This is a genomic window from Victivallis lenta (assembly GCF_009695545.1).
GTDB classification, from domain to species: Bacteria; Verrucomicrobiota; Lentisphaeria; order Victivallales; family Victivallaceae; genus Victivallis; species Victivallis lenta.
Genome location: NZ_VUNS01000010.1, coordinates 73,949 through 93,612, shown reverse-complemented (window position 1 = coordinate 93,612; position 19,664 = coordinate 73,949). Strand labels below are relative to the sequence as shown.

General features: G+C 61.9%; 16 protein-coding genes, 1 tRNA gene and 1 other RNA gene. 9 read left to right on the top strand and 9 right to left on the bottom strand.

Going from position 1 to position 19,664, the window contains the following annotated elements; all coding sequences use genetic code 11:
- Window positions 1-19: 19 nt before the first annotated feature.
- Window positions 20-700, bottom strand: coding sequence for a hypothetical protein (locus tag FYJ85_RS10690; protein WP_154418413.1), 681 nt, complete (start codon window positions 698-700; stop codon window positions 20-22).
- Window positions 693-1,184, bottom strand: a complete 492-nt coding sequence (locus FYJ85_RS10685; protein WP_268878753.1) for an RNA polymerase sigma factor — start codon at window positions 1,182-1,184, stop codon at window positions 693-695. The genes FYJ85_RS10690 and FYJ85_RS10685 overlap by 8 nt, the downstream gene beginning before the upstream one ends.
- 212 nt (window positions 1,185-1,396) lie before the next feature.
- Between FYJ85_RS10685 and FYJ85_RS10680 the strand changes: the two genes are divergently transcribed.
- Window positions 1,397-2,494, top strand: coding sequence for an alpha/beta hydrolase (locus FYJ85_RS10680; protein ID WP_206213111.1), 1,098 nt, complete (start codon window positions 1,397-1,399; stop codon window positions 2,492-2,494).
- Here FYJ85_RS10680 and FYJ85_RS10675 read toward each other — a convergent pair.
- Window positions 2,468-4,225, bottom strand: coding sequence for a glycosyltransferase family 39 protein (locus tag FYJ85_RS10675; RefSeq protein WP_154418409.1), 1,758 nt, complete (start codon window positions 4,223-4,225; stop codon window positions 2,468-2,470). The two genes, FYJ85_RS10680 and FYJ85_RS10675, sit on opposite strands and share 27 nt — an antisense overlap.
- 168 nt (window positions 4,226-4,393) lie before the next feature.
- On the opposite strand from FYJ85_RS10675, the gene rnpB reads away from it, so the two are divergent.
- The 4 genes from rnpB to FYJ85_RS10655 all read left to right on the top strand — a co-directional run bounded on the left by rnpB (window position 4,394) and on the right by FYJ85_RS10655 (window position 7,749).
- An RNA gene (rnpB, locus tag FYJ85_RS10670) (RNase P RNA component class A) lies at window positions 4,394-4,763 on the top strand.
- Between the two features lie 129 nt (window positions 4,764-4,892).
- Window positions 4,893-5,696 carry a metallophosphoesterase family protein gene (locus tag FYJ85_RS10665; protein WP_106052008.1) on the top strand — a complete coding sequence of 268 codons (804 nt, stop codon included), beginning with the start codon at window positions 4,893-4,895 and terminating at the stop codon, window positions 5,694-5,696.
- Between the two features lie 31 nt (window positions 5,697-5,727).
- Entirely contained in the window at window positions 5,728-6,771 is a 1,044-nt protein-coding gene (locus FYJ85_RS10660) for a glycosyltransferase family 9 protein (RefSeq protein WP_206213110.1), read from the top strand.
- A gap of 6 nt (window positions 6,772-6,777) precedes the next feature.
- A complete protein-coding gene (locus FYJ85_RS10655) occupies window positions 6,778-7,749 on the top strand; it encodes a hypothetical protein (RefSeq protein WP_106052011.1) in 972 nt (323 codons plus the stop codon).
- A gap of 131 nt (window positions 7,750-7,880) precedes the next feature.
- On the opposite strand, the gene FYJ85_RS10650 is transcribed toward FYJ85_RS10655, so the two are convergent.
- From FYJ85_RS10650 to FYJ85_RS10625, 6 genes are all read right to left on the bottom strand, one after another.
- A complete protein-coding gene (locus FYJ85_RS10650; RefSeq protein WP_154418405.1) occupies window positions 7,881-8,120 on the bottom strand; it encodes a DOMON domain-containing protein in 240 nt (79 codons plus the stop codon).
- A gap of 331 nt (window positions 8,121-8,451) precedes the next feature.
- Complete coding sequence (locus tag FYJ85_RS10645; protein WP_154418403.1) at window positions 8,452-8,616, bottom strand: ParB N-terminal domain-containing protein; 165 nt, start codon at window positions 8,614-8,616, stop codon at window positions 8,452-8,454.
- A gap of 457 nt (window positions 8,617-9,073) precedes the next feature.
- A tRNA-Lys gene (locus FYJ85_RS10640) sits at window positions 9,074-9,149 on the bottom strand.
- Between the two features lie 73 nt (window positions 9,150-9,222).
- On the bottom strand, window positions 9,223-10,854 hold the full coding sequence (locus tag FYJ85_RS10635) for a DUF4091 domain-containing protein (RefSeq protein ID WP_154418401.1): 1,632 nt from the start codon (window positions 10,852-10,854) through the stop codon (window positions 9,223-9,225).
- 74 nt (window positions 10,855-10,928) lie between these two features.
- Window positions 10,929-11,534, bottom strand: coding sequence for a DUF2157 domain-containing protein (locus tag FYJ85_RS10630; protein ID WP_106055449.1), 606 nt, complete (start codon window positions 11,532-11,534; stop codon window positions 10,929-10,931).
- On the bottom strand, window positions 11,534-12,484 hold the full coding sequence (locus tag FYJ85_RS10625; protein WP_106055448.1) for a magnesium transporter CorA family protein: 951 nt from the start codon (window positions 12,482-12,484) through the stop codon (window positions 11,534-11,536). Before FYJ85_RS10625 ends, FYJ85_RS10630 begins: the two co-directional genes overlap by 1 nt.
- Window positions 12,485-12,986: 502 nt before the next feature.
- Between FYJ85_RS10625 and FYJ85_RS10620 the strand changes: the two genes are divergently transcribed.
- The 4 genes from FYJ85_RS10620 (at window position 12,987) to FYJ85_RS10605 (ending at window position 19,653) form a co-directional block, all read left to right on the top strand.
- Window positions 12,987-13,997, top strand: coding sequence for a LacI family DNA-binding transcriptional regulator (locus FYJ85_RS10620; RefSeq protein ID WP_106055447.1), 1,011 nt, complete (start codon window positions 12,987-12,989; stop codon window positions 13,995-13,997).
- Window positions 13,998-14,127: 130 nt separating this feature from the next.
- Entirely contained in the window at window positions 14,128-18,261 is a 4,134-nt protein-coding gene (locus tag FYJ85_RS10615; RefSeq protein WP_154418399.1) for a glycoside hydrolase family 2 protein, read from the top strand.
- A 123-nt stretch (window positions 18,262-18,384) separates the two neighbouring features.
- Window positions 18,385-18,624: a hypothetical protein gene (locus FYJ85_RS10610; protein WP_106055445.1), complete on the top strand. Its 240-nt coding sequence runs from the start codon at window positions 18,385-18,387 to the stop codon at window positions 18,622-18,624.
- A gap of 12 nt (window positions 18,625-18,636) precedes the next feature.
- On the top strand, window positions 18,637-19,653 hold the full coding sequence (locus FYJ85_RS10605) for a zinc finger-like domain-containing protein (protein ID WP_106055444.1): 1,017 nt from the start codon (window positions 18,637-18,639) through the stop codon (window positions 19,651-19,653).
- The last annotated feature ends 11 nt before the right edge of the window (window positions 19,654-19,664 follow it).

The window sequence follows — 19,664 nt, the reverse complement described above, 5'->3', positions numbered from 1 at the left end:
GATGCCGTTCCGCATCCCATCATATCCTCACGAGCTCGCGCCGGATGCGAAGCCCGTTCAGCTTCGTCACGCGGGCCGAATCCGGCCCGGCCCCCACCACCAGCTCGGAAAGCTGCAGCTCCTTTCCGTCCGGTAGCCGCAGCAGCAGATTCGCGTCGAGCACGTCGGAGCCGTCACTGGCCTTCGTCGTCACGATCTCCCCCCTGAGCGCCTGCGTGTCGATCGCTGCAAAATCGTTTCCGCTGAATGCGAGTTCGAACTCGCCGCGGGGCGTCATATTCCTGTCGAAGACCGAAAGCCTGAGTATGCGGTCCGGCCGCTCCCCGGACTGCCGCGAAAACGTGAAAATCTCATCGCCGATATAACCGACGCCGACCTGTTCCTCGAAAAGAGAAACCGTTTCACGCAACCTGTCCGGCGCTTCCTTCACAAACCGGCTGCACCGGGAATCCAGTCCGGCGGCGGGCTGCCCATTCTCCGAAACCATTTCGACGACCACCAGACTGCCGAAAGCCAGCAGGACCGCGGCCGCCGCCGCAACGCGGAAGAAGCGCGTGCCGGTCCAGCCGTTCTTTCCGGCCGGCGCCTCGTGCCGGGCGCGCTCAAAAAACTCCCGCTTGAACGCCTCGGGCGGACCGAATGCATCGGTGCGCTTCTCCTTCAGACGCTCCAATCCCTTTTCCAGACAGTCCCTACTCATTGCAAACCTCTTTCATCGCCTTGCGCAGCAGCGTCTTGGCCTTGAATATTCTCTGATACAGCGTGTTGGCCGAACACCCGAGTCTGTCGGCGGCATCGGCTCCGTCGAGCCCGGAAAGGACGCCGACCTGGATCGCTTCCCGGTACAACTCCGGCAGTTTGCCGATCTCCAGCTCAAGCCTCCGGAACCGGTCCTCATCCGGCTCCTCCGCGGCATCGGCATTCTCGGCATATTGCGCAATCTTTTCAGCCTCGCGGCGGCGGTTGCGCAGAATATTGTACGACTCGTTGACCGTGATCCGGTAGATCCAGCTCGACATGCGCGAGCAGCCGCGGAACGTATCGAACTTCCGCCAGGCGGCCAGCATCGCCTGCTGAATCGCCTCATCCGCATCGGCGCAGTTTCCGACAATGCGGTACGCAACCGAGCGCAGCATCGGCAGATTCCGGTCTATGCATTCGTTAAAGCAGCTTTCCCGATCCATTCTCCATCCATATCGGCCGGATGCGGCCTTCGGCATTGTTTCCGATTTTCACTACCAGTAAGACGCAGCCCGGCCTGACTTTCTTATTTACGATATCACATTTTTCAAAAAAAAAGAACTTAATGACGATCCGATCTGGCAAAATCGCGTTTTCGGAGTATATTCCTGCACGCATGATCCACATGAATTCAACCCCGGGAAAGAAAAAACCGATGTCCCCTGCTCTGAAGCGTTTTGCCGCCCTGTCCGTTATTCCGTGCCTCGCCCTGTCCGGCTGCGTGTCGGACAAGGCAGAACCGGCTCCGCCGCCCGCCCCCGAAAGCAGCCCGGCGCCGGAAACATGCGTACCGGTTCAGCCGGAAACCGGACTCCACCCGCAGGCTGCGGAATTCCTCCGGCGGCAGCCGGCCGAACTCGCCGCGCGGCAGATGGAAGCGATCCGCGAAGCGCGCAACGGAAATCCCGCCGCGCTGGCCCCCTGGCGCCTGACCGAAGAACCGCTCCTGCCGGAGGGAGTGAAAATCCTGAATCTCGAATATGAATCCGAAGCAGGCCCGCGGGCTTTGCGACTCTTCCTGCCCGAATCCGCCGCCGAAACTCCCCGCGCCGCCGTCCTCTATCTGCACGGCGGCGGCTGGGTGCTCGGCAGCATACAGCGCTGTTCGTCGTTCTGCGCGGAGCTGGCGCTGAAAACCGGCGCGGCGGTCGCGGCGCCGGACTACCGGCTCGCCCCGGAAGCCCCCTGGCCCGCCGCCCTCGACGACGTGCTTGCCGCCTACAACTACCTGACCACGAATGCGGATGATTACAATATCGATCCGGACCGGCTCGTACTGGCCGGAGACAGCGCCGGCGGCCAACTGGCCGCCACCGCCGCCCTGAAGGAGTTCGAAACCACCGAGGAAAAACCGGCCGGCCTGATTCTGTTCTACCCGGTCGTGACGCTCGAGCCGGACAGCCGCGAGTCGTGGAAGCGCTGCGGCAAAGGCTTCAACCTCGATGCGGACCTGATGGAAGAATTCAACGCCGCCTATGTGCCGGACCCGGCCCAGCGGAAGGAACCGCTCGTCTCCCCGCTGAACGCCGCGCCGGAGAGCTTTCCGCCGGTTCTGCTCGTGACTGCCGAATACGATATCCTGCGCGATCAGGCGACGGATTTCGCGGCAGGGCTCCGCAAAGCCGGAGTGCCGGTCCGGGTGCGCCGTTACCGCGGAGCAGTTCACGGTTTCATCACCTTCCCGGGACTGGAGATCTTCTTCCGGCAGGGAGTGGAAGACGCTGCGTCATTCCTCGACGGGCTCGGCCGGTGAGCCGTCCAGCTTCCGCAGCGCCGCTTCGATCATCGGGCGGAAGCCGAAGAAGTCCGGCTCCGCCAGCGCCCGGCGATAGAGTTGCCGGGCCTCATCCCGCTTCCCCTGCCGCAGGGCGGTTTCCGCGCACAGAAAATAGTATTTGACCGACAGGTCGTCAAGCCGGGCCGGTTCGACCTGCCGCAGCAGCACCTCCGCACCGGCCGGATCGCCGCGCTCGAGCTCCAGCATCGCGCCGTAATAACGGAGCAGCGACGGATTAACCCGGCCGCCCGGCAGGGCATCGGCGATCAGACGTTCCGCCGCATCGTATTCACGCAGCTCGATCAGCCGGATCAGGAGATTCATCGCGGTGGATTCGCTGCCGCTCAAACGGTATCCCTCCACAAGCGTCGCCAGCGACTCCGCATTCACCCGGCCGCCCGGCTGCTCCAGCGCCAGGGCCCAGGCGACGAAATCGGAGGAGCGCCAGAACCGTCCTTTCGGGATCGGATTGATCAGAAATGCACCGGCCAGCACCGCCACAGCGATCACTCCCCACCGCCGGCGCGGCCGGGAGAACCCGATCCGCACAGCCTCCACCGCCAGCAGCGCGAACGGCGCCAGGAGGATCAGCCGGTAACGCCCCATCGGATGATTCGCGCAGATCGGCAGCGCCAGGGAAAACAGCGCCAGAAGAATCACTCCGTCCCGCTTCAGGAAGCGCCCCGAGACGACCGCCAGCACCATGCCGGCCAGGGCGAACGGCACCAGCAGCCCGGGACCGATCAACAGCTTCAGCTCCGGGAAATAGTCGCGGATGAAGTAGTAATTCAGATTGTCCGGAATTTCATGCGCCAGAAAAACGTTCGGCAGCCGCGAAAGAGCGTTCACCCCGATCCGGAAGAGAACCGCAACCGGCGAGGAGTTCACCGCCGGAGCCGGAGCCGCGGCGACTGCCTGATCCGCCGCCGGAGCGGCGGCATTGACGGTGGCGGAATAGCCGAATACATTGAAAAACGGCCCGTAATATTCCGAAAAATGCCAGTTGAACGCGCTGACGAGCACCCATACCGCCAGCACACCTCCGGCGACGGCCCCGACCCGGCGCAGCCTCCCCCGCCTCCAGGCGGCATAACCGCACCAGGCCAGCGCGGCGAACACCCAAAGCAGCGCGGTCGGCCTTCCGCAAGAAGCCAGGCCGAGAAGCGCGCCGGCCGTCAGCGCGTACGAAAGCGAAAAGCCGTGCTTCCGCGCCCGGAGAATCCCGGCCAGGCTCGCGGTAAATGCAAAAAGCTGCAGCGTCTCCTGCAGCATCGAAAGTTCATACATGGCCGCGGGCGCATAAAACGCGGCGATCAGGCCGGCCGCCAGAGCGGCGCGCCTTCGTCCCCAGAGCCGGAACGCGGCATAGGCGGTCAACACGGCCGTCGCCGTTCCGCACAGCAGCTGAATCACCGCCAGCGTCTCCACCAGATGCTCCGCGCCGCAGCAGAGGCGGATCGAGGCAATCAGAACCCGGTGAAGGGAAAAAAGCGGCCTGACCGCTCCGGTATCCCACGCGCCGTACCGCAGCAGCGACTGCATGTCCAGCCCCGGAACCAGATGGAAATTGCGCAGCGGCGAGGAGAGCCAGCCGATGAACAGCACAGCCCGCACCGCCAACGCCGCCGCGGCGACGACGCCGAGCGTCCGCCACTCCCGCCCGGCGGCAAGCCGGCGGGGTGGGGTATTGTCCGTTTGTTGTGACATAGTTCAGAAAATATAATCCGGCTTGCCCGGAATTGCAACCCTCCCGAGGAGCCCGGAAGCGCAATCCGCCGCAAAAAACGGCGCCCGGAACCGAACGGAAGGCTCCTGGAAAAAAAATCGCGGAAGGCTCTTGTATATTCGCCGGAGATGGCTATATTAAGAACGGTACGCCGGTTGCGGGCAATCGCGGCCGGAGCGGATTCATCTCCGTTCCGGTTGAGGAAAGTCCGGACTGCATAGAGCGGGGAGTCCTTTTGAAAAGAAGGATACTGCGGACGATACGCCGCAGGAAGGCCAGTGCAACAGAAAGGATACCGCCCGGAGCAATCCGGGTAAGGGTGAAAGGGTGGGGTAAGAGCCCACCGGGCGCGTCAGCGAGAGCGGCGCCGCATGGTAAACCCCTCCCGCAGCAAGACCAAATAGAGGGTGAGTCGCTGCTCGCGGCGTCAGGAACCCCGGGTTCTGGTCGCACAGACAGATGATTGCCCATTCGCCGCAGGGCGGAGGACAGAATCCGGCTTACAGCAATCTGCGTACCTCTTTGATTTGTTTTTTATTTGGGATATGGCAGATAAACCTTTCCGCGCCGGTCCCGGGCGGCGGAACGGAAGCGGGGCGCGAAATCGCCGCGATGCTTCCGATAAAGAACTGGAGATGTTGAAAAAAGATGGCAAAGTACGCAATCCTCAGTGACATCCACTCCAACTACGATGCATTGAAGGTCGTTCTGGAGAAATGCCGTGAGCTGGAAATCGACCATTATGTTTCGCTCGGCGACATCGTCGGCTACAATGCGGATCCGCAGCGTTGCGTGCGCGAGGTGTATGAACTGAACTGCGTGGCCCGGGTCCGCGGCAACCATGACGAGTACACCTCCAACGGCAACATCGAGATGTCCGGCTTCAATCCGCACGCGAAGAAGGCGATCGAGTGGACGCGCGCGCATCTCGACGAGGACGAACGCGCCTGGATCGGCAGCGCCCCGTTCCGCTCCACGATGCAGGAATGCAATACGACGCTCGTCCACGCAACGCTCGACTCTCCCGAAAACTGGGGATATATTTTCGACGCCCACCATGCCGCCGACAACTTCAACTACCAGTTCACCTCGCTGTGCTTCTGCGGCCACTCGCACGTGCCGGTCGCCTTCTGCAAAAAGCCGATCGCAACCAATCTCGAGGAGCTCGAAGAGTGGAACTACAACCCCGAGATCGAAGACGACAATTTCGATTACACGCTGGCCGACGAACTTCCGGTCGAAGTGAAAGTCGGTTATAAATATCTGTTCAACGTCGGCAGCATCGGGCAGCCGCGCAACCGCGACCCGCGCGCCAGCTTCGCCGTACTCGACACGGTGTCGCGTTACGTCACGCGCTACCGGCTGCCGTACGACATTGCGAGCCAGCAGCAGAAGATCCTCGACGCCGGGCTGCCCGAACGCCTTGCGCTGCGCCTCGCCAACGGCAGCTAGAACCGGATGCCCGGATGAATCCCCGATTCAAGTGAAAAAAACGGTAAAACGCATTCTGGTGGTCAAGCCGAGCAGCCTGGGAGACATCCTGCATGTTTTCCCCGCGCTGGAGCTGCTGCACCGTAATTTCCCGGGAGCGGAGCTCGATTACCTCGTGCATCCGGCGTTTGCGGAAATCCTCGATTACAGCCCGTTCCCGGTTTCGCGCCGGATTCTCTTCAACCGGAAACGGCTCGGCAAGCTGCCGACCCTGATCCCGGAGTTCCTGCACCTTGTGCGGGAGATCCGCCGGAATCGCTACGACCTGGTCATCGACTTCCAGGGGCTGACCCGCAGCGCGATCTTTGCGGCCGCGGCCAAAGGCGGCCCGGTGATCGGCTTCGCCCGTCCGCGCGAACCGGCGGCCCGGCTCGGCTACCGCCGGAGCTTCGACGTGCCGGCCGGGCATGCGGTCGAGCGTAACGCAGCTCTCGTCAATGCGCTCACCGGCGGGAACGCCCCGGTTCCGATGCTGGTCCTTCCGGAAAATCCGGCCAATGCCGCCGCGTTCCGCCGGCTGGCCGGAGCCGTGCCGGCGGAACTGGTCGTCCTGCTGCCCGGCAGCCGGTGGAAGACCAAGAAGTTCCCCCCCGCCCTGTTTGCCGATGTGATCCGCCGGGTCCATGCGGAAAAACCGGAATGCGTGTTCGCCGTCCTCGGAGCATCGTCCGACCGGAAAGAACAGGAGATGATACGTCAGGAAGTCGGTCCCGGTTTTCCGCTCCTCGAGCTGGCGGGCAGGACTTCGCTCGGCGTCATGATGGAAGCGCTCCGCAGCGCCCGGCTCGTTCTCAGCAACGATTCAGGGCCGATGCACGCGGCGGCGGCGCTCAACAAACCGGTGTTCGGCTTCTTCGGCCCCACCGATCCGGCCAAGACCGGTCCGTACGGGAAAATACACCGCATCTACCAGCGTCGCCCGGGCTGTCTGAACTGCCTGAAGCGCAGCTGTCCGAAGGGTGAACTCTCCTGTCACCGGCTCGACACCGTCCAAATCGCCAACGACTGCATCCAAATTCTGACCACAGGAGATTAACGAATCATGTTCAAGTCGCTCGCTCTCGCCATATTGATCGTCTGTACCGCCGCCACGGCGTCGGCGCAGATGGGGATGGATCTGACCCTCAACCGCTCCATGTACATGCAGTATGAACCGATCTATGCCTGCGTGACGCTCCGGAACGACACGGGGCGCCCGCTGGTGTTCGGCAAGAATCCGAAGCTGCAGGGTTTTCTTCTTTTCGAAGTGACCGACCAGCGGGGAAACGTCGTGCCGAAACGTCCGGGGGCCGAGCTTTCCGTGACCGGTCTCATACTCTCGCCGGGGCAGATCAAACGCATGATCGTGCCGATCAACCGCTACTACCAGCTCGACCGGATCGGCGTCTACCGCGTTCACGCCTACGTTTCTCATTCGCAGCTTCCGTATGAATATAAGACGAAAGACCTGAAATTCAATGTGGAGCCCGGCGTCACGGTCTGGAAGCGTTCCGTCGGCCTGCCGAATCTCCAGCCGGAGCAGCCGGTCTCCGAGGTCGCCAAAGCGCGCACCTACAGCCTCCGTTCCATCATCGAAGGTTCCACCAAAGCGTATTACCTCGTCATTGACGACGATAAGATGATCTATTCGGTCATCCGGGTCGGCAAGGCGGTCGGCTATGAGAAATTCACGGCTGAAACCGATATGCTGAGCCGGCTCCACCTGCTGATGCCGATTTCGCCGAAGGTGTTCCATTACCTCGCGTTCTCGCCGGACGGGAAGAAATTCGCGGACGAATACCGCAAGACCTCCGGAACCATCCCGATGCTGATGCGCGATCCGGATACCGGCATCGTCACGCTTCTCGGCGGGGAGACCGCCCGGGCCGGAGTGGATTTCGCCGATCCGAACGCGGGGCTGGTCCGGGTAGCGGACCTCGAATCCGCCGACGATGCACAGGCGACCGGCAATCCGGTCGCCGCGCCGCAGCCGGCAAAGGACACCGGGCTGGTCGATCTCGGCCAGAACCTCTGACGCGGCCGAAAAAAGCCGCTCGGGAGTTCGGCAGCGATCCCGAGCCGGCTTTACGATTCCTGCAATCATTTGCAAAGCCTGATGCTTCCCGGAGCAGCTCCGAAAAGCATCAGGCTTTTTATTCAGCAATATCAGAATTTTACAACCGGGTAGAGTCCGGGATCCTTCCCGTCGCCGAGCCCGGGTGATATGGCAAGGCAGCTCTCGCGCCCGCCGCCGTCATTGTCGTTGACCAGCAGGTTGAAGCGGAATCCGGCCCGGCCCGCCTCTTCCGAAAGCCCGACGGCCGCCAATGAAATGCGCGCTTCGTCGCGAGCAGTCTCAAGCCCGATGCGGGCGGCGGTCTCCCGCGCTTCAGTCCCATCCGGCATACTCCACAGGAAAACCTCGCCGCGTCCCGTATTTCCCCGGATCAGGCCGATCTCCCAATACCCCGCCTGCCGGGGAGCGCCAGAGCCAGCTGCACATTGTCTCCCTTCCAGAAAATCTTCATCGCGCCTCCGGTGATGCGGCTGATCGCGCCTGCCCCACGAATGACCCGGCCAATGCCCCGATGTGCCTAACCGGGCCGCTCAGGAATCGCGAACGGTGTGAATATCGAACAAGAGAAACGCCAGGAGCCGGTCCGCATTATTGTCGAAGTAGAGCACGACGTAATTGTGCTTTTCGAGCAACTCCTCGGCGGAACCTCGGAATGCCGAGCTATTCAGCCTGCTCCAATACTCCATTCCCGGCAACGATGGTGTCGGCAGCATCGATCAGGATCGACTGCCCGGCCCCAAGCTCCTTCAACGAATCGGACATCACCTGTTGATTACGCTTTTCGTATTTCCGCACATTTAGGGGATCAAGTTTAATTTCTGCCATTTCCTGAGCTCCTTTTATTTTTAAAAGAAGCTTTCCGAGTATTATTTTTAATGGAAAAACGTAATAAAAGCAGTTCGAATTGTTCCTTCATGGGATACCACTTGAACCACTGGAGTCCCTGTCGAAGCAATTCGACGACGGGCACTGCAGCATCTTCTCCGGGAAGACTCCCGCATTGCGGGAGAGGCCTAAGTCGCCGTAGCAGAGCGTCCGCCAGCAGGTGCCGCGACCGCCGGTCGGCAGCTGGACGACGCAGCAGCCGTCGTACGCATCAGCATAGATGATCTGTCCCTGCATCGACTATTTGAGGTTGTTCCGGCAGAAGGCGCCGCGGGCCCTCTCCCGCGCCAGATTCATTTCGGTATCGTTCACAGCCGAAGAGAAATCTTCCGGGAATAAAAAAAATGCCCCGGCGGTACTTTGCAGCACCTGCGGAGGCATTTTCAGGACAAAAAAATGGTGCGCTCACGGGGACTCGAACCCAGGACCCAGTGATTAAGAGTCACTTGCTCTACCAACTGAGCTATGAGCGCATCATGTTATATAATATGCTCCGGAATTTATTTTTTTCAAGCAGAAAATTGAAAAAAAATCCCGTTTTATTCCTCAAGCTCCGGTCAACGCGGCGTAAATCCGCGGCCGCAGGCGGTTCAGGAACTCCGCGTCGCGCGGATAATCGGTCATGCTGAACGCCTCGCCGCGCCCTTCCCGAAGGAAAGCCAGCGTCCGCTCCCGGCCGATCTTCTTCTCAAGCAGCCGCAATGCGCGGAGATCCTGCAGCCCGTCCGCGAACACCTCGTGGCGGATCGAGTCGAGCGGTTCGCCGTTCTCCCCCGGATACACGATGAACGGGTCTCCGGCCGGAAACGCCCCGCCGGCATCGGTGCAGGCGAACGGGTCGATGAACCGCCGCGAATACTGCGAATAGTAGAAGTTGAACCCCCACTGCAGGAAACCGGCCAGATCGTAAACGTAACAGAGCGTCCCCATGATCCGGTTCCGCGCCGACGGCATCGCAATCATCCGGTTCGGAACCAGGTGCTGCTGTCCGCAGCAGTAGTAGCTCCACAACCCGGCGACGTTGCCGACGAAGGGCTCGATGTGGTTGTTCGCCGGGACCGGGTGCTTCACAAGGCCGCGTTCGTAAAAATCGTAGTTGGAAAGCGCCTCGATGGTCGGGAGTCCCTCCAGCAGCGGCGTCACAAGCTCCACGGCCCGCCTGTAGCTGTCGAAATGCTCCATTGACGGCTCGTCGGAGACGGAGAAGAAGCACATCTCCCCTGCCCCGTTCCCGCACAGGAACGCGAGCAGCCCCGGCATCAGTGCCTTCAGGAACTCCGCATAGGACGGGTCCTCCGAGCTGACATGCCAGCCGAAACGCTTCACTTCACTGCCGTCCGGCAGCGTGCAGACGATCTTCGGCGTGAAACGCGCCCCCCACTGCGTGAACAGATGGCTCATGCCGAAGCGGCGGAAACCAAGCCGTTTTCCCATCTCGAGAAAGCGCCCGAGCCGATCGAAATTGAAGGTGTAACCGCCGGTTGCCGGATCGTAGCCGATCTCCAGCAGCTGGCAGGTCGGCCGTTCGGCGCCGACTTCGGTGTCGAGCGGCGGCGTCCAGAGCGGCGTGTAAAGCGCGTTGATTCCGTGACGAACCGCATTCCGGGCGAAAGCTTCGAGGATCTCCCAGTGTTTTTCGCTCCAGCTTTCCACGCCGTAATACGCGGCGAGGCAGTCGGAATGGAACCACTCGTAGCGGATCAGTTCCTGCGGCGGCAGCGTGACATCGACCGTCTGAAGCGTGAACACGCACCGGGCGCACAGCTCTTCCCCCTGCCTGGAGAAAAACGAAAAGCCGAGTTCATATTCGCCCGGCACGCAATCCTCCGGCACCGGGACCGTCACCCAGAGTACGCGCGGCTGGCGCGGAAGAATCCGGAAGCTGTCGCCGTCCTCGAGACGGTTCAGGAGATCCGGGTAGAGCCCCGGCGCCGTCCGCAGAAAATACGGTTCCTCATTGTCCGCGGCAAGGCGGACCGGAACCGAATCGACCGTCCGTATCCGGGCGTTGAGCGCTCCGTCGAGCACAACCCGGTACCAGCCCGGCTCCCCGGTCAGGACGATCTGGAAGGAGTACACTTCCCCCTTCGCCGCGACATCCCGTTCGATGACCGGAAACACCGGAGAACCGGCATCGTCAAAAATCTTCTCAAGCGAGGTCGTTACCTTGCACTGCATCGTCTGTCCTCCCGAATTGGTTGTCTCAATATAGACGCAAATCGCGGGATAGCCAATGGACAAGGAAAGATTTTCTATGGATTTTTCGGCATCGGCGCCTCTTCCGGCACTTTTTCCGCATCCGGCTTCACGATGATCACCCGTTCGGGCTCCGTCTCGCGGCGCAGGTGTCTGTGCAGCGGCGAAAAGCCGCCCTTCGACCAGATGACGACCGCAGCCATGCAGCAGAGCTGAAATCCCCCCCAGACTGCGAGAATGGTCAGGAAAGTCGTCGCCGTCCGCACCCAGTTCACGCCGTAGCGGCGGCCGAAATAGAAGCGGATCGCGCTCCAGACCGCTGCCAGCATCGCCAGGTCGAATACGCCGAGCGCCAGCGCCTGGTGCCGTTCGACGAGCATATGGACCAGCGCCGAATCCTGCAGGCCGAACAGCCAGGAGACCAGGCCGACGATCTCAAGCGGCAGATAGGCCAGAAACAGAAGGAACCAGGTAGCAAACCCCTCCGGCCGGTTCGCGCCGAGCTCGTAGGTCTGCCGGAAGCTCGCGATCATCGCGATCACGATCAGCAGCGCCAGAATTCCGGCGCAGAGGTCGAAGCGGCGGTTCACCCGCTGGAGCCGCTCGCGCCCGCGGCTGCTCGCCGAAGCGCGGTACTTCGTCTTTTTAACTGCCGTGCTCATCACCGCCTCCTTCCGTTGTCGCGCATGCCGATCTGTTTGACCAGGAGATAGGTCACATAGCCGATCACGACCATGACCAGCACGAGCGCGCTGTACGCATGCGGCCACCAGATGCCTTCGGTCATCATCGTGAACTCCGACATGCCGCCGAGCCCGGTGATGACCGTCAGCGGCATGAACACCACGTTGATGATCGCCAGATATTTCATGATCCCGGCGAGGTTGTTGCTGACCACCGACACGCGCGCGTCGGACATGCCGGTCAGAATCCCCGCATAAATGCCGGCGAGGTTGTCGCACTGCTTGTTTTCGACGGTGATGTCGTCGAGAAAATCGATCTCCTCCTCGTTGAAGCCGATCTTGTTCGCATCGTTCCGCAGCTTGATGAGCAGCAACTGGTTCGCGCTCGTGGCGCTCTCGTAATAGGTCAGGCTCTTCAACAGCGAAAACATGTTCACGAGCGACTTGTTCGTCACTGCGAACTCGATCTTGTTCTCGATTTCATCCGAGATGTTGCGGATGATCCGCAGATGCTGCAGAAAGTGATGGGTCGAATGATGCAGCAGCCGCAGCAGCACCCCCTGGATCGTGTTTCCGCGCAGCGGCATGCGGCCGTGCTCGAAAAGCGGCATCGGCTCGGCCTGCAGCACGATGATGCGGTCCTTGAACAGAAACGCCCCGATCGACGACACCTTGAAGGCCATCGTCCGGTCGACCTGAAAATTGCGCGGCCGTTTCAGAATGACCGCAATGTGATTGTGCTCGTACTCCACACGCGAAATCTCATCCTCGTCGAGCGAAGAGATGAGCGTGTGCTCGTCGATTCCGCACTGATCGACGAGATAGCGCTTCTCCTCCTCGGTCGGAGCGCTGTAAACCTGAATGATGCCGAGTTGTCCCTCCGGGCAGCTCTGCACGCGGCCGTCCACCAGATCGTAACATCTGAACATGGGCAATCCATCCTGTCTTTGAAGGTTTCAACATTGCCGGAAGCGACTTCCGGAAACCTGATCCGTCGAACCCGAATTTGCAGGCGTGAAACCGCGCATGGACCGCCTCCGTCCCCGCCGGAAGCGGAACGGAATCGGTGGGGCGTTCTTTGCCGGAAAGCGTCAGCGGGAAAACACGAAAGAAAGAGCGCCCGGCACGGCTTCACGCCATCGGGGTCCAGGATCCTCGCTGATCTTACTCTTTTTCCGTTTTTCTTTCATATTTCCTGACTGCTGTTGTGTGAAAAGGCCTCCGCGCGACCGCGGGGCTCCGCATAACCGATATTTAAATATACCGCGCCGGACCGGCTTTGTCAACCGGAACCCGCCGGGGAATCCGGAAAACCGCGAAAAATTCCGCATTTTTCCCCTTTGCAGTATTGACAATGGAAGGTATTTACGGTATAATTCCTCTTAACATGTTAATCGGATTCAACCATCCGGAAAGGAATCTACGGTCACCATGAACGGCAGAAAGGCAAGCTGCAGCATCCGGGACCTGGCGCGTTACGTGGGGCTCTCGACCTGCACGGTATCGAAGGTGCTGAACAACCGCAGCGACTTCAAAATTCAGGAGGAGACCCGGCAGCGGGTCCTCGAGGCGGCGCGTACGCTCAATTACGTGCCCAACGTCAACGCGCAGCGGCTGTTCCAGAAGAAGTCCGGCATCATCGGGCTCCTGATCCCGTCGCAGACCGACGGAGACAACGCCTTCGCCGACAATCACTTCGTGAATATGCTGGCCGGACTTGAGCGGCCGCTGCTCGAAAGCGGCTACAACCTCCTGCTCCAATTCAACGACCCCGAACTTAAAAAGGAGAGCCGTTATCTGAATCTGTTCCGGGCGGGCAGCCTCGACGGGCTGCTGATCTGGGGCGCGCACCGCTCCGACCGCTGCTACGAGGAGCTGATCGCCTACGGCGCGCCGCACCTCTTCATCACGAGCTTTCCGCACCGGGACAGCGACGAGGCGATCAGCTTCGTCGCCGCCGACTACCGGGAGAATTCGGAACAAATGACGCGCGACCTGATCGCCGACGGCGCCCGGAGCATCCTCTATCTCGCCGGCCCCGAGGAGAATTCGGTCGTCGAGCTCATGACCGCCGGCATCGAGGCGGGAATCCGCGGCACGGCCGCAACGCTCTTCACGACCCACGGACTCTTTTCGCAGAATGACACCTACAGGCAGGTGCTGCGGCAGGCCGCCTCGCGTGAATTCGATTCGATCATCTCCGCCAGCGCGCTGATGGCGATCGGCGCGTCCCATGCGCTCAGAGAGCTGGGGATGGCTCCGGAGTCGAAACGCTGGGTTCTGCTCGACTCCGCCTCACGCACGGAGGTCCTGCCTTATCCGCACCGCCGCGCGCTGATGAACGACCAGAGAATCGGCAGCGAAGCGATCAGCGGCCTCATCGACCTGATCGAAGGACGCTGCGCCAGAGTCAGGAAGACCGTGCCTATCTCCATTTGCTGATCAATTCTTCCGGCAGCCCCGAAAGTACCATGAATGCACCGGAAATCCCATTGCTTTCCGTGATGAAGGACACTATAATTATAGAAGCCGAAACGAAATAACCCAGCAGTTCAAGGAGCAGAAGAAGCGTATGATCAGGACTTTTCTCGCAGCCGGAGCGGCCGTGTTCACGCTGGCCGCGGCAGCCGCAGCGGATATTCCGCCGTTCAATCCGCCGCCGGAGCCGATCGCCCCGGCCGGCACGACGATCGGGCCGGACAAGGTCCGCTTCACCCCGCCCGGCGGCCCGGAGATCGACAGCGGCCGCTTCGCCGCCGTCCGTTCGCTGAACGGAGAATGGCTCTGCTCGGGGCTTGAACGCTCCGCCACGCCGTTTCCGGCCGGAACCGATGCCGGCAAAGGCTGCGAGAAGCCCGGTTTCGACGATTCGAAGTGGGACAAAATCGCCGTTCCGCTCAACTGGTACCGGAAATACCCGAAGATCTATAAAGAGGACGAGCCCTATGTAAAAGGCTGGTACCGCAAAACCATCGACCTCACCGCCGCCGAACTCAGGAACAAGGCGGTCCTGCTGCGGTTCGGAACCGTCGGCTACGAAGCCACGCTCTGGGTCAACGGCGAAAAGGCCGGCAGCCACCACGGCGACTTCGTTCCGTGGGAGATCGACATCACCCGGTTCCTGAAGCCCGGAAAAAACCTTCTCGCCCTGCAGGTTTTCTCCGACTTCGGGCCGGCCCGGAGCAAAATCCGGCTCGGCGCCCGCACCTACGGTTCCCAGTGGAGCGTCAGCAACATCAAGGGCGGCATCTGGCAGGATGTCGATCTTGTCTTCACGACGCCGGTCCGCATCGAGCGGCTGCTGGTCACCCCGCATCTCGCCGACGACACGGTCGAGCTTGATTACCGGATCGAAAATCCGGCCGACAGGCCGGTCGACGTCGAAATCGGCGCCGCGGTCACCACCGCGCTGAAAACCGGGCCGAACAAGCTCAATGCCGCCGCCGCGCCCGAAACGCTCCGGCTCAGGCCCGGCAGGAACGCCGGCAGCATCTCCGTCAGGCTGAAGGACCCGGTCAGATGGGAGCCCGGCAACCCGTTCCTCTACTATGCGACCCTCTATCTGCTGCAGGACGGCAGACCGCTCACGGCCCGTTCGGAGCGGTTCGGCTTCCGCGACTTCACGATCCGGAACGGCAAATTCCATCTGAACGGCAGGCGCATCTACCTTTTCGGTGAAAATCTCCGCTCGGTCAATTTCGGCGGCCTCGGCGACGAAGAAGCGAACCGGAAGCACCTCATCGACAAGCTGCAGGGTTTCAAGAGCCTCGGATACAACATCATCCGCAACGCCCACATGCCGGCGCTGCCGGAACTTTACCGGTATGCCGACGAAATCGGCCTCATGATCTACGACGAGTGGGGCTGGTGCTTCACGAATTTCATCGACGAACCCGAATTCTCGAAACGCAATCCGGTTGAACTCGAAGAGTGGCTCGTGCGCGACTACAACCATCCGTCGGTCGTCCTGTGGTCGTGCGGCAACGAGGTCGTGCACCGCGACAACCCGTCCGTGCAGCGGCAGCTCGACCGGCAGGTCGAACTCGTCCGCGCCTTCGACAAGCAGAAGCGGCCGGCCGGGTCGTTCTCCGGCTCCGCCAGCTGGACCAGCTACGGGCGCGACCCGAGGACGACCGACTTCCTCGATCTGCACAGCTACATCGGCAACGGCGGCAGCCCGTGGACCATCTGGAACCGGAACTTCGATACGATGTACAACGGCTCGCTCCGGGATTACAAGATCGACGGCAGCCGGCTCCCGATGCCGTACATCATCTGGGAGTGCGTCGGCTTCTCCTGGGGCGGCATGACCGACCGGAGCTTCCGGCCGAACGACATGAAACAGTATGCGAAATACGCCGCCAAACCGACCAGCTGGGGCGAGCCGAACGGAATCGGCTACTCCGGCACGATCGGCCTGGCCAAAGCGCTGCAGCCCGGTTCAATGGATTACGCCAAGGAGGTTTACGGCAAACGGCTGCTCGAACTCATGCGCCAGGATGAGCGGATCGACGGCTTCGCGCCGTGGTTCCACGGCTACCGGCTCAAGGCCGCGACCCTCTGGAATCAGCCGGTTCTGGTCGGCCTGCGCGATGAGCAGTCGATCATGCCGCGCGGGCTCTTTTCCGGCCGCGAGAACGACTTCACGCTCTACATCGCCGACAGCACGGACCGGCCGGTGCCGGCCGGAACGGCCGAACTGACCTGCGTCACCGCCGACGGGCGGGAGCTTCCGGCCGGAACCTTCCCGACGCCGGCCGCAGAACCGTTCAGGGTCGCGACCGCGCCGGTCCGCTTCCGGGTGCCGGACGGCGTCCGCGGCGACGCTCAGCTCCGTCTCGTGCTGAAAGTGAACGGCAGAGAGATCAGCCGGAACTTCTACGACTGTTTCGTGCAGGACCCGGCGATCCTGACGGTTCCGGTCAGGACCGCCAAACGGGTCGTCGTCCTCGACACGGGCAGCCGCGAAGACGCCGGCCGGACCGGGGCGGTCCTGAAACAGCTGGGAATCCCCTTCGCAATCGTCCCCGGCAGCGCGTCACCCGGCAAGGCGGATGTCGCAATCATCCCGGCGGCGGAAGAAAACGCCGAACCGATGAAAATCGACCGCAAGGCCCTCTTCGACTGGGTGCGGCAGGGCGGAACGCTGCTCGTGCTGGAACAAAGCTACGTCACCGGCCCTGCCGTCAACGATATGGCCGTCCTGACGAGCAGCAACACGTTCGTCGACCTCGTCCACCCGGCCCATCCGGTATTCAAAGGGCTCTCTCAGAAGAATTTCGACACCTGGAGCGGGGCAAAGGACGGCTTCGTGATCTCGGGCGGCATCGCGCCGTTCTCGGTCAATGCGCTGGCCGTCAAGGGGCCGATGCTCGGCGGACGCAGCATCGAGACCGCGATCCTCGAAGCGGCCGTCGGCAAGGGCGCCATCTTCTGGACGCAGCTCAACGCGATCGCGCTCTGGGGCAAGGAGAGCTCGGCATCGACCTACCTGCGCAACGTGCTCGAATACGTGCTCGGAACCGGACGTTTCGACAAAATCGAGCCGCTCGCGGCCAATCAGGACGGCAGTTTTCCGGCAGTCGAAAAGAACCTCGTTCCGCTCGACCTGACCGGACATGCGAACCGCAGCTTCACCGACGAAGCCGACAACGACGGCAAGGGCGGCTGGACCGATCAGGGCAGCAACGACTTCCGCAACATGCCGCTCGGCCGGCAGAAGGCCGCCGGCGTGCTGTTCGAAATCATCGATCCGGCGAAGAACGGCGGCAAAAGCTGCATCGTCCTCCGCGGCACCGAACGCCCGAATTTCCCGGACGCGGCGCGCGGCATCCCGGTCAACGGCAGATTCAGCCGCCTCTTCTTCCTGCACACCGCCGCATGGGACGGCGCCGAAGCGGGCCGCTACCGCATGCACTATGCGGACGGAAGCACCGTCGACTATCCGCTGATTCCGGGCGTCAACATCGGAGACTGGTGGAACTGCGGCTATCTCTCCAACGCGATGCCGGGCATTCTGCGCCCGAATCTGTCGAAGGAGGTCGGCACTTATGTCGCCGCGTGGGAAAACCCGTTTCCGGAGAAGGAGATCAAAACGATGGACTTCCTCTCCGCCTCCTGTCCCGACGCGAACACGATCAACTTCGACCCGAGCAAAACGCCGGTGCCGGTTCTCATCGCCGCAACCGGGGAGAGAGCGAATCCCGCGCCGCTCGCGATCGACACGGCGGCGAAGCCGGGCGTCTGGAGCAAAGGCGGCAATACGGTCAAAGGCGCTCCCCTGCCGGTACAGTCGGATAAAACGGCCGTGCTTCCCGACGGTTCGACCGGCCGGGTGCGGGAAATCACCTTCCCGAAGGCATCCGGGCAGGAGGCTCCCTACACCTTCGTGAAATTCGATCCCTCCCCGTGGGACGGCCGCGAATATCATTACCTGACCTTCTGGCTCAAAACGCCGACGGCGGGCGCGCTCGACCTCGCCGTGGCCGAAAAGGATTGGGAAAGCGCGCTCCGCAAGTCGGTCACGGTCGGCGGCGACGGGCCGGAGTGGCGGAAAATCCGCATTCCGCTCCCGCAGATGGGCCTCGACAAGATGAAGGGCAGACAGCTGCGCGGCGAATTCTTCCTTTACAACGGCAGCAACCGCCGCTTCCGGTATCCGCGCCCGGCGATCACATTCCAGATCACCGGCATCGAACTGGAATAACCGCTCCGCACAGTTCCGGGCCGCCCGTCTGCCGCGGGCGGCTTTTTTTATCAGTCCCGGAATTTGCAAAATCGGCGACACCATGCTAGATTACTTCCATACCATATGGAGGAACCTGTCGATATGAAAAAACAGATTTGCCTGAGTTTATTGTGCGCAGCCGCGCTGGCGGCAATTCCGGCCGTCGCCGGAGAAGCGGCTCCGGCCGAACAGCCGAAAGCCGAAACCGTCCCGGCCGAAGTGCTGAAAAAGACCACGCACGGCCGCAGCATGCTGGCCCGGGAGGAGAACGACCCCGAAGCGGGCCGGTTCACCCGCGCGCTTTCGGCCTGCATCCGCTACTACACCGGCAGCAATAAGTAAGGAATCCGGATCATGAACAAGCAGACGAATCAGCCAGCGGAGAAGAAGAAAAATCCGCTTTCCGCCATTATCATTGTCCTTGTCGTCCTCGCCGTGCTCGGGGCCGCCGCCATGATCGGCATGAGAATTCCGGACACGATGGAGCTCGAACGGAAGATGGACGTCGCCGCGGCATCGATCAACGCGGACGGCGTCACCGCGCTCGCGGCCGCGATCGAACAGCATCCGCAGGCCGCGAACCTCGCCGACGCCAGACGGCTCGCCGACGAGATGATCAAGGTCGCCATCGACGAAGCGACCGCCGCGACCGACTACCGCACGCTCGAAGCCTTCACCGCCGCGCTGAAGGAGAACACCGCCTGGAAGCCGTATGCGACCGAAGAAAACCAGAAGAAACTTGCCGACGCATGGGCCGAAACGCTCCGGCGCATGCAGAAGGATCAGGATCAGCTCAATGAGCTCAAAGCCGTCGCCGCCCGGATCGTGAATGCTCCGGCTCTCGTGCCTGCCGACATCGGCGCCGTGGCCGACTTCAGACTCCCGGTCGGGCTCGCCGGTTCCGAGGAAACCCGGATCGCCGCGGTCTATGCCGCCGCGATCGCCCTGAAGGCGCAGGATCTCGCGGATTCCACGCTTGCCCTGGCGGCCGACAAGGAGAAGGTCCGGGCCGGCACCGAAGAGCCGTGCGAAGAGTGCGGCAGGCAGGGTACGGTCCCGTGCCAGAGCTGCGTCCGCAATCCCGGCAAATGCCCGTCCTGCAACGGTACCGGAGTCATGAAAGCCACGAAGCTCGTCGGCAAGAAGTTCGAATCGGTCGATCAGCCCTGCACGCGCTGCGACGGTTCCGGCCAGTGCGCGGCCTGCAAAGGCACCGGCAAGCGGGAATGCTTCTACTGCAAGGGAACGACGAAACGGGTCAACACCCAGCTCGCGGTCCGGAGCATGAAGGAGAACCTCAAACAGCTCATTGCCGACATCGACCGGCAGGGAGCGGAGCTTGAGCGCCTGAAAGCCGCCGCCGCGCGCTGACGGAAACACAA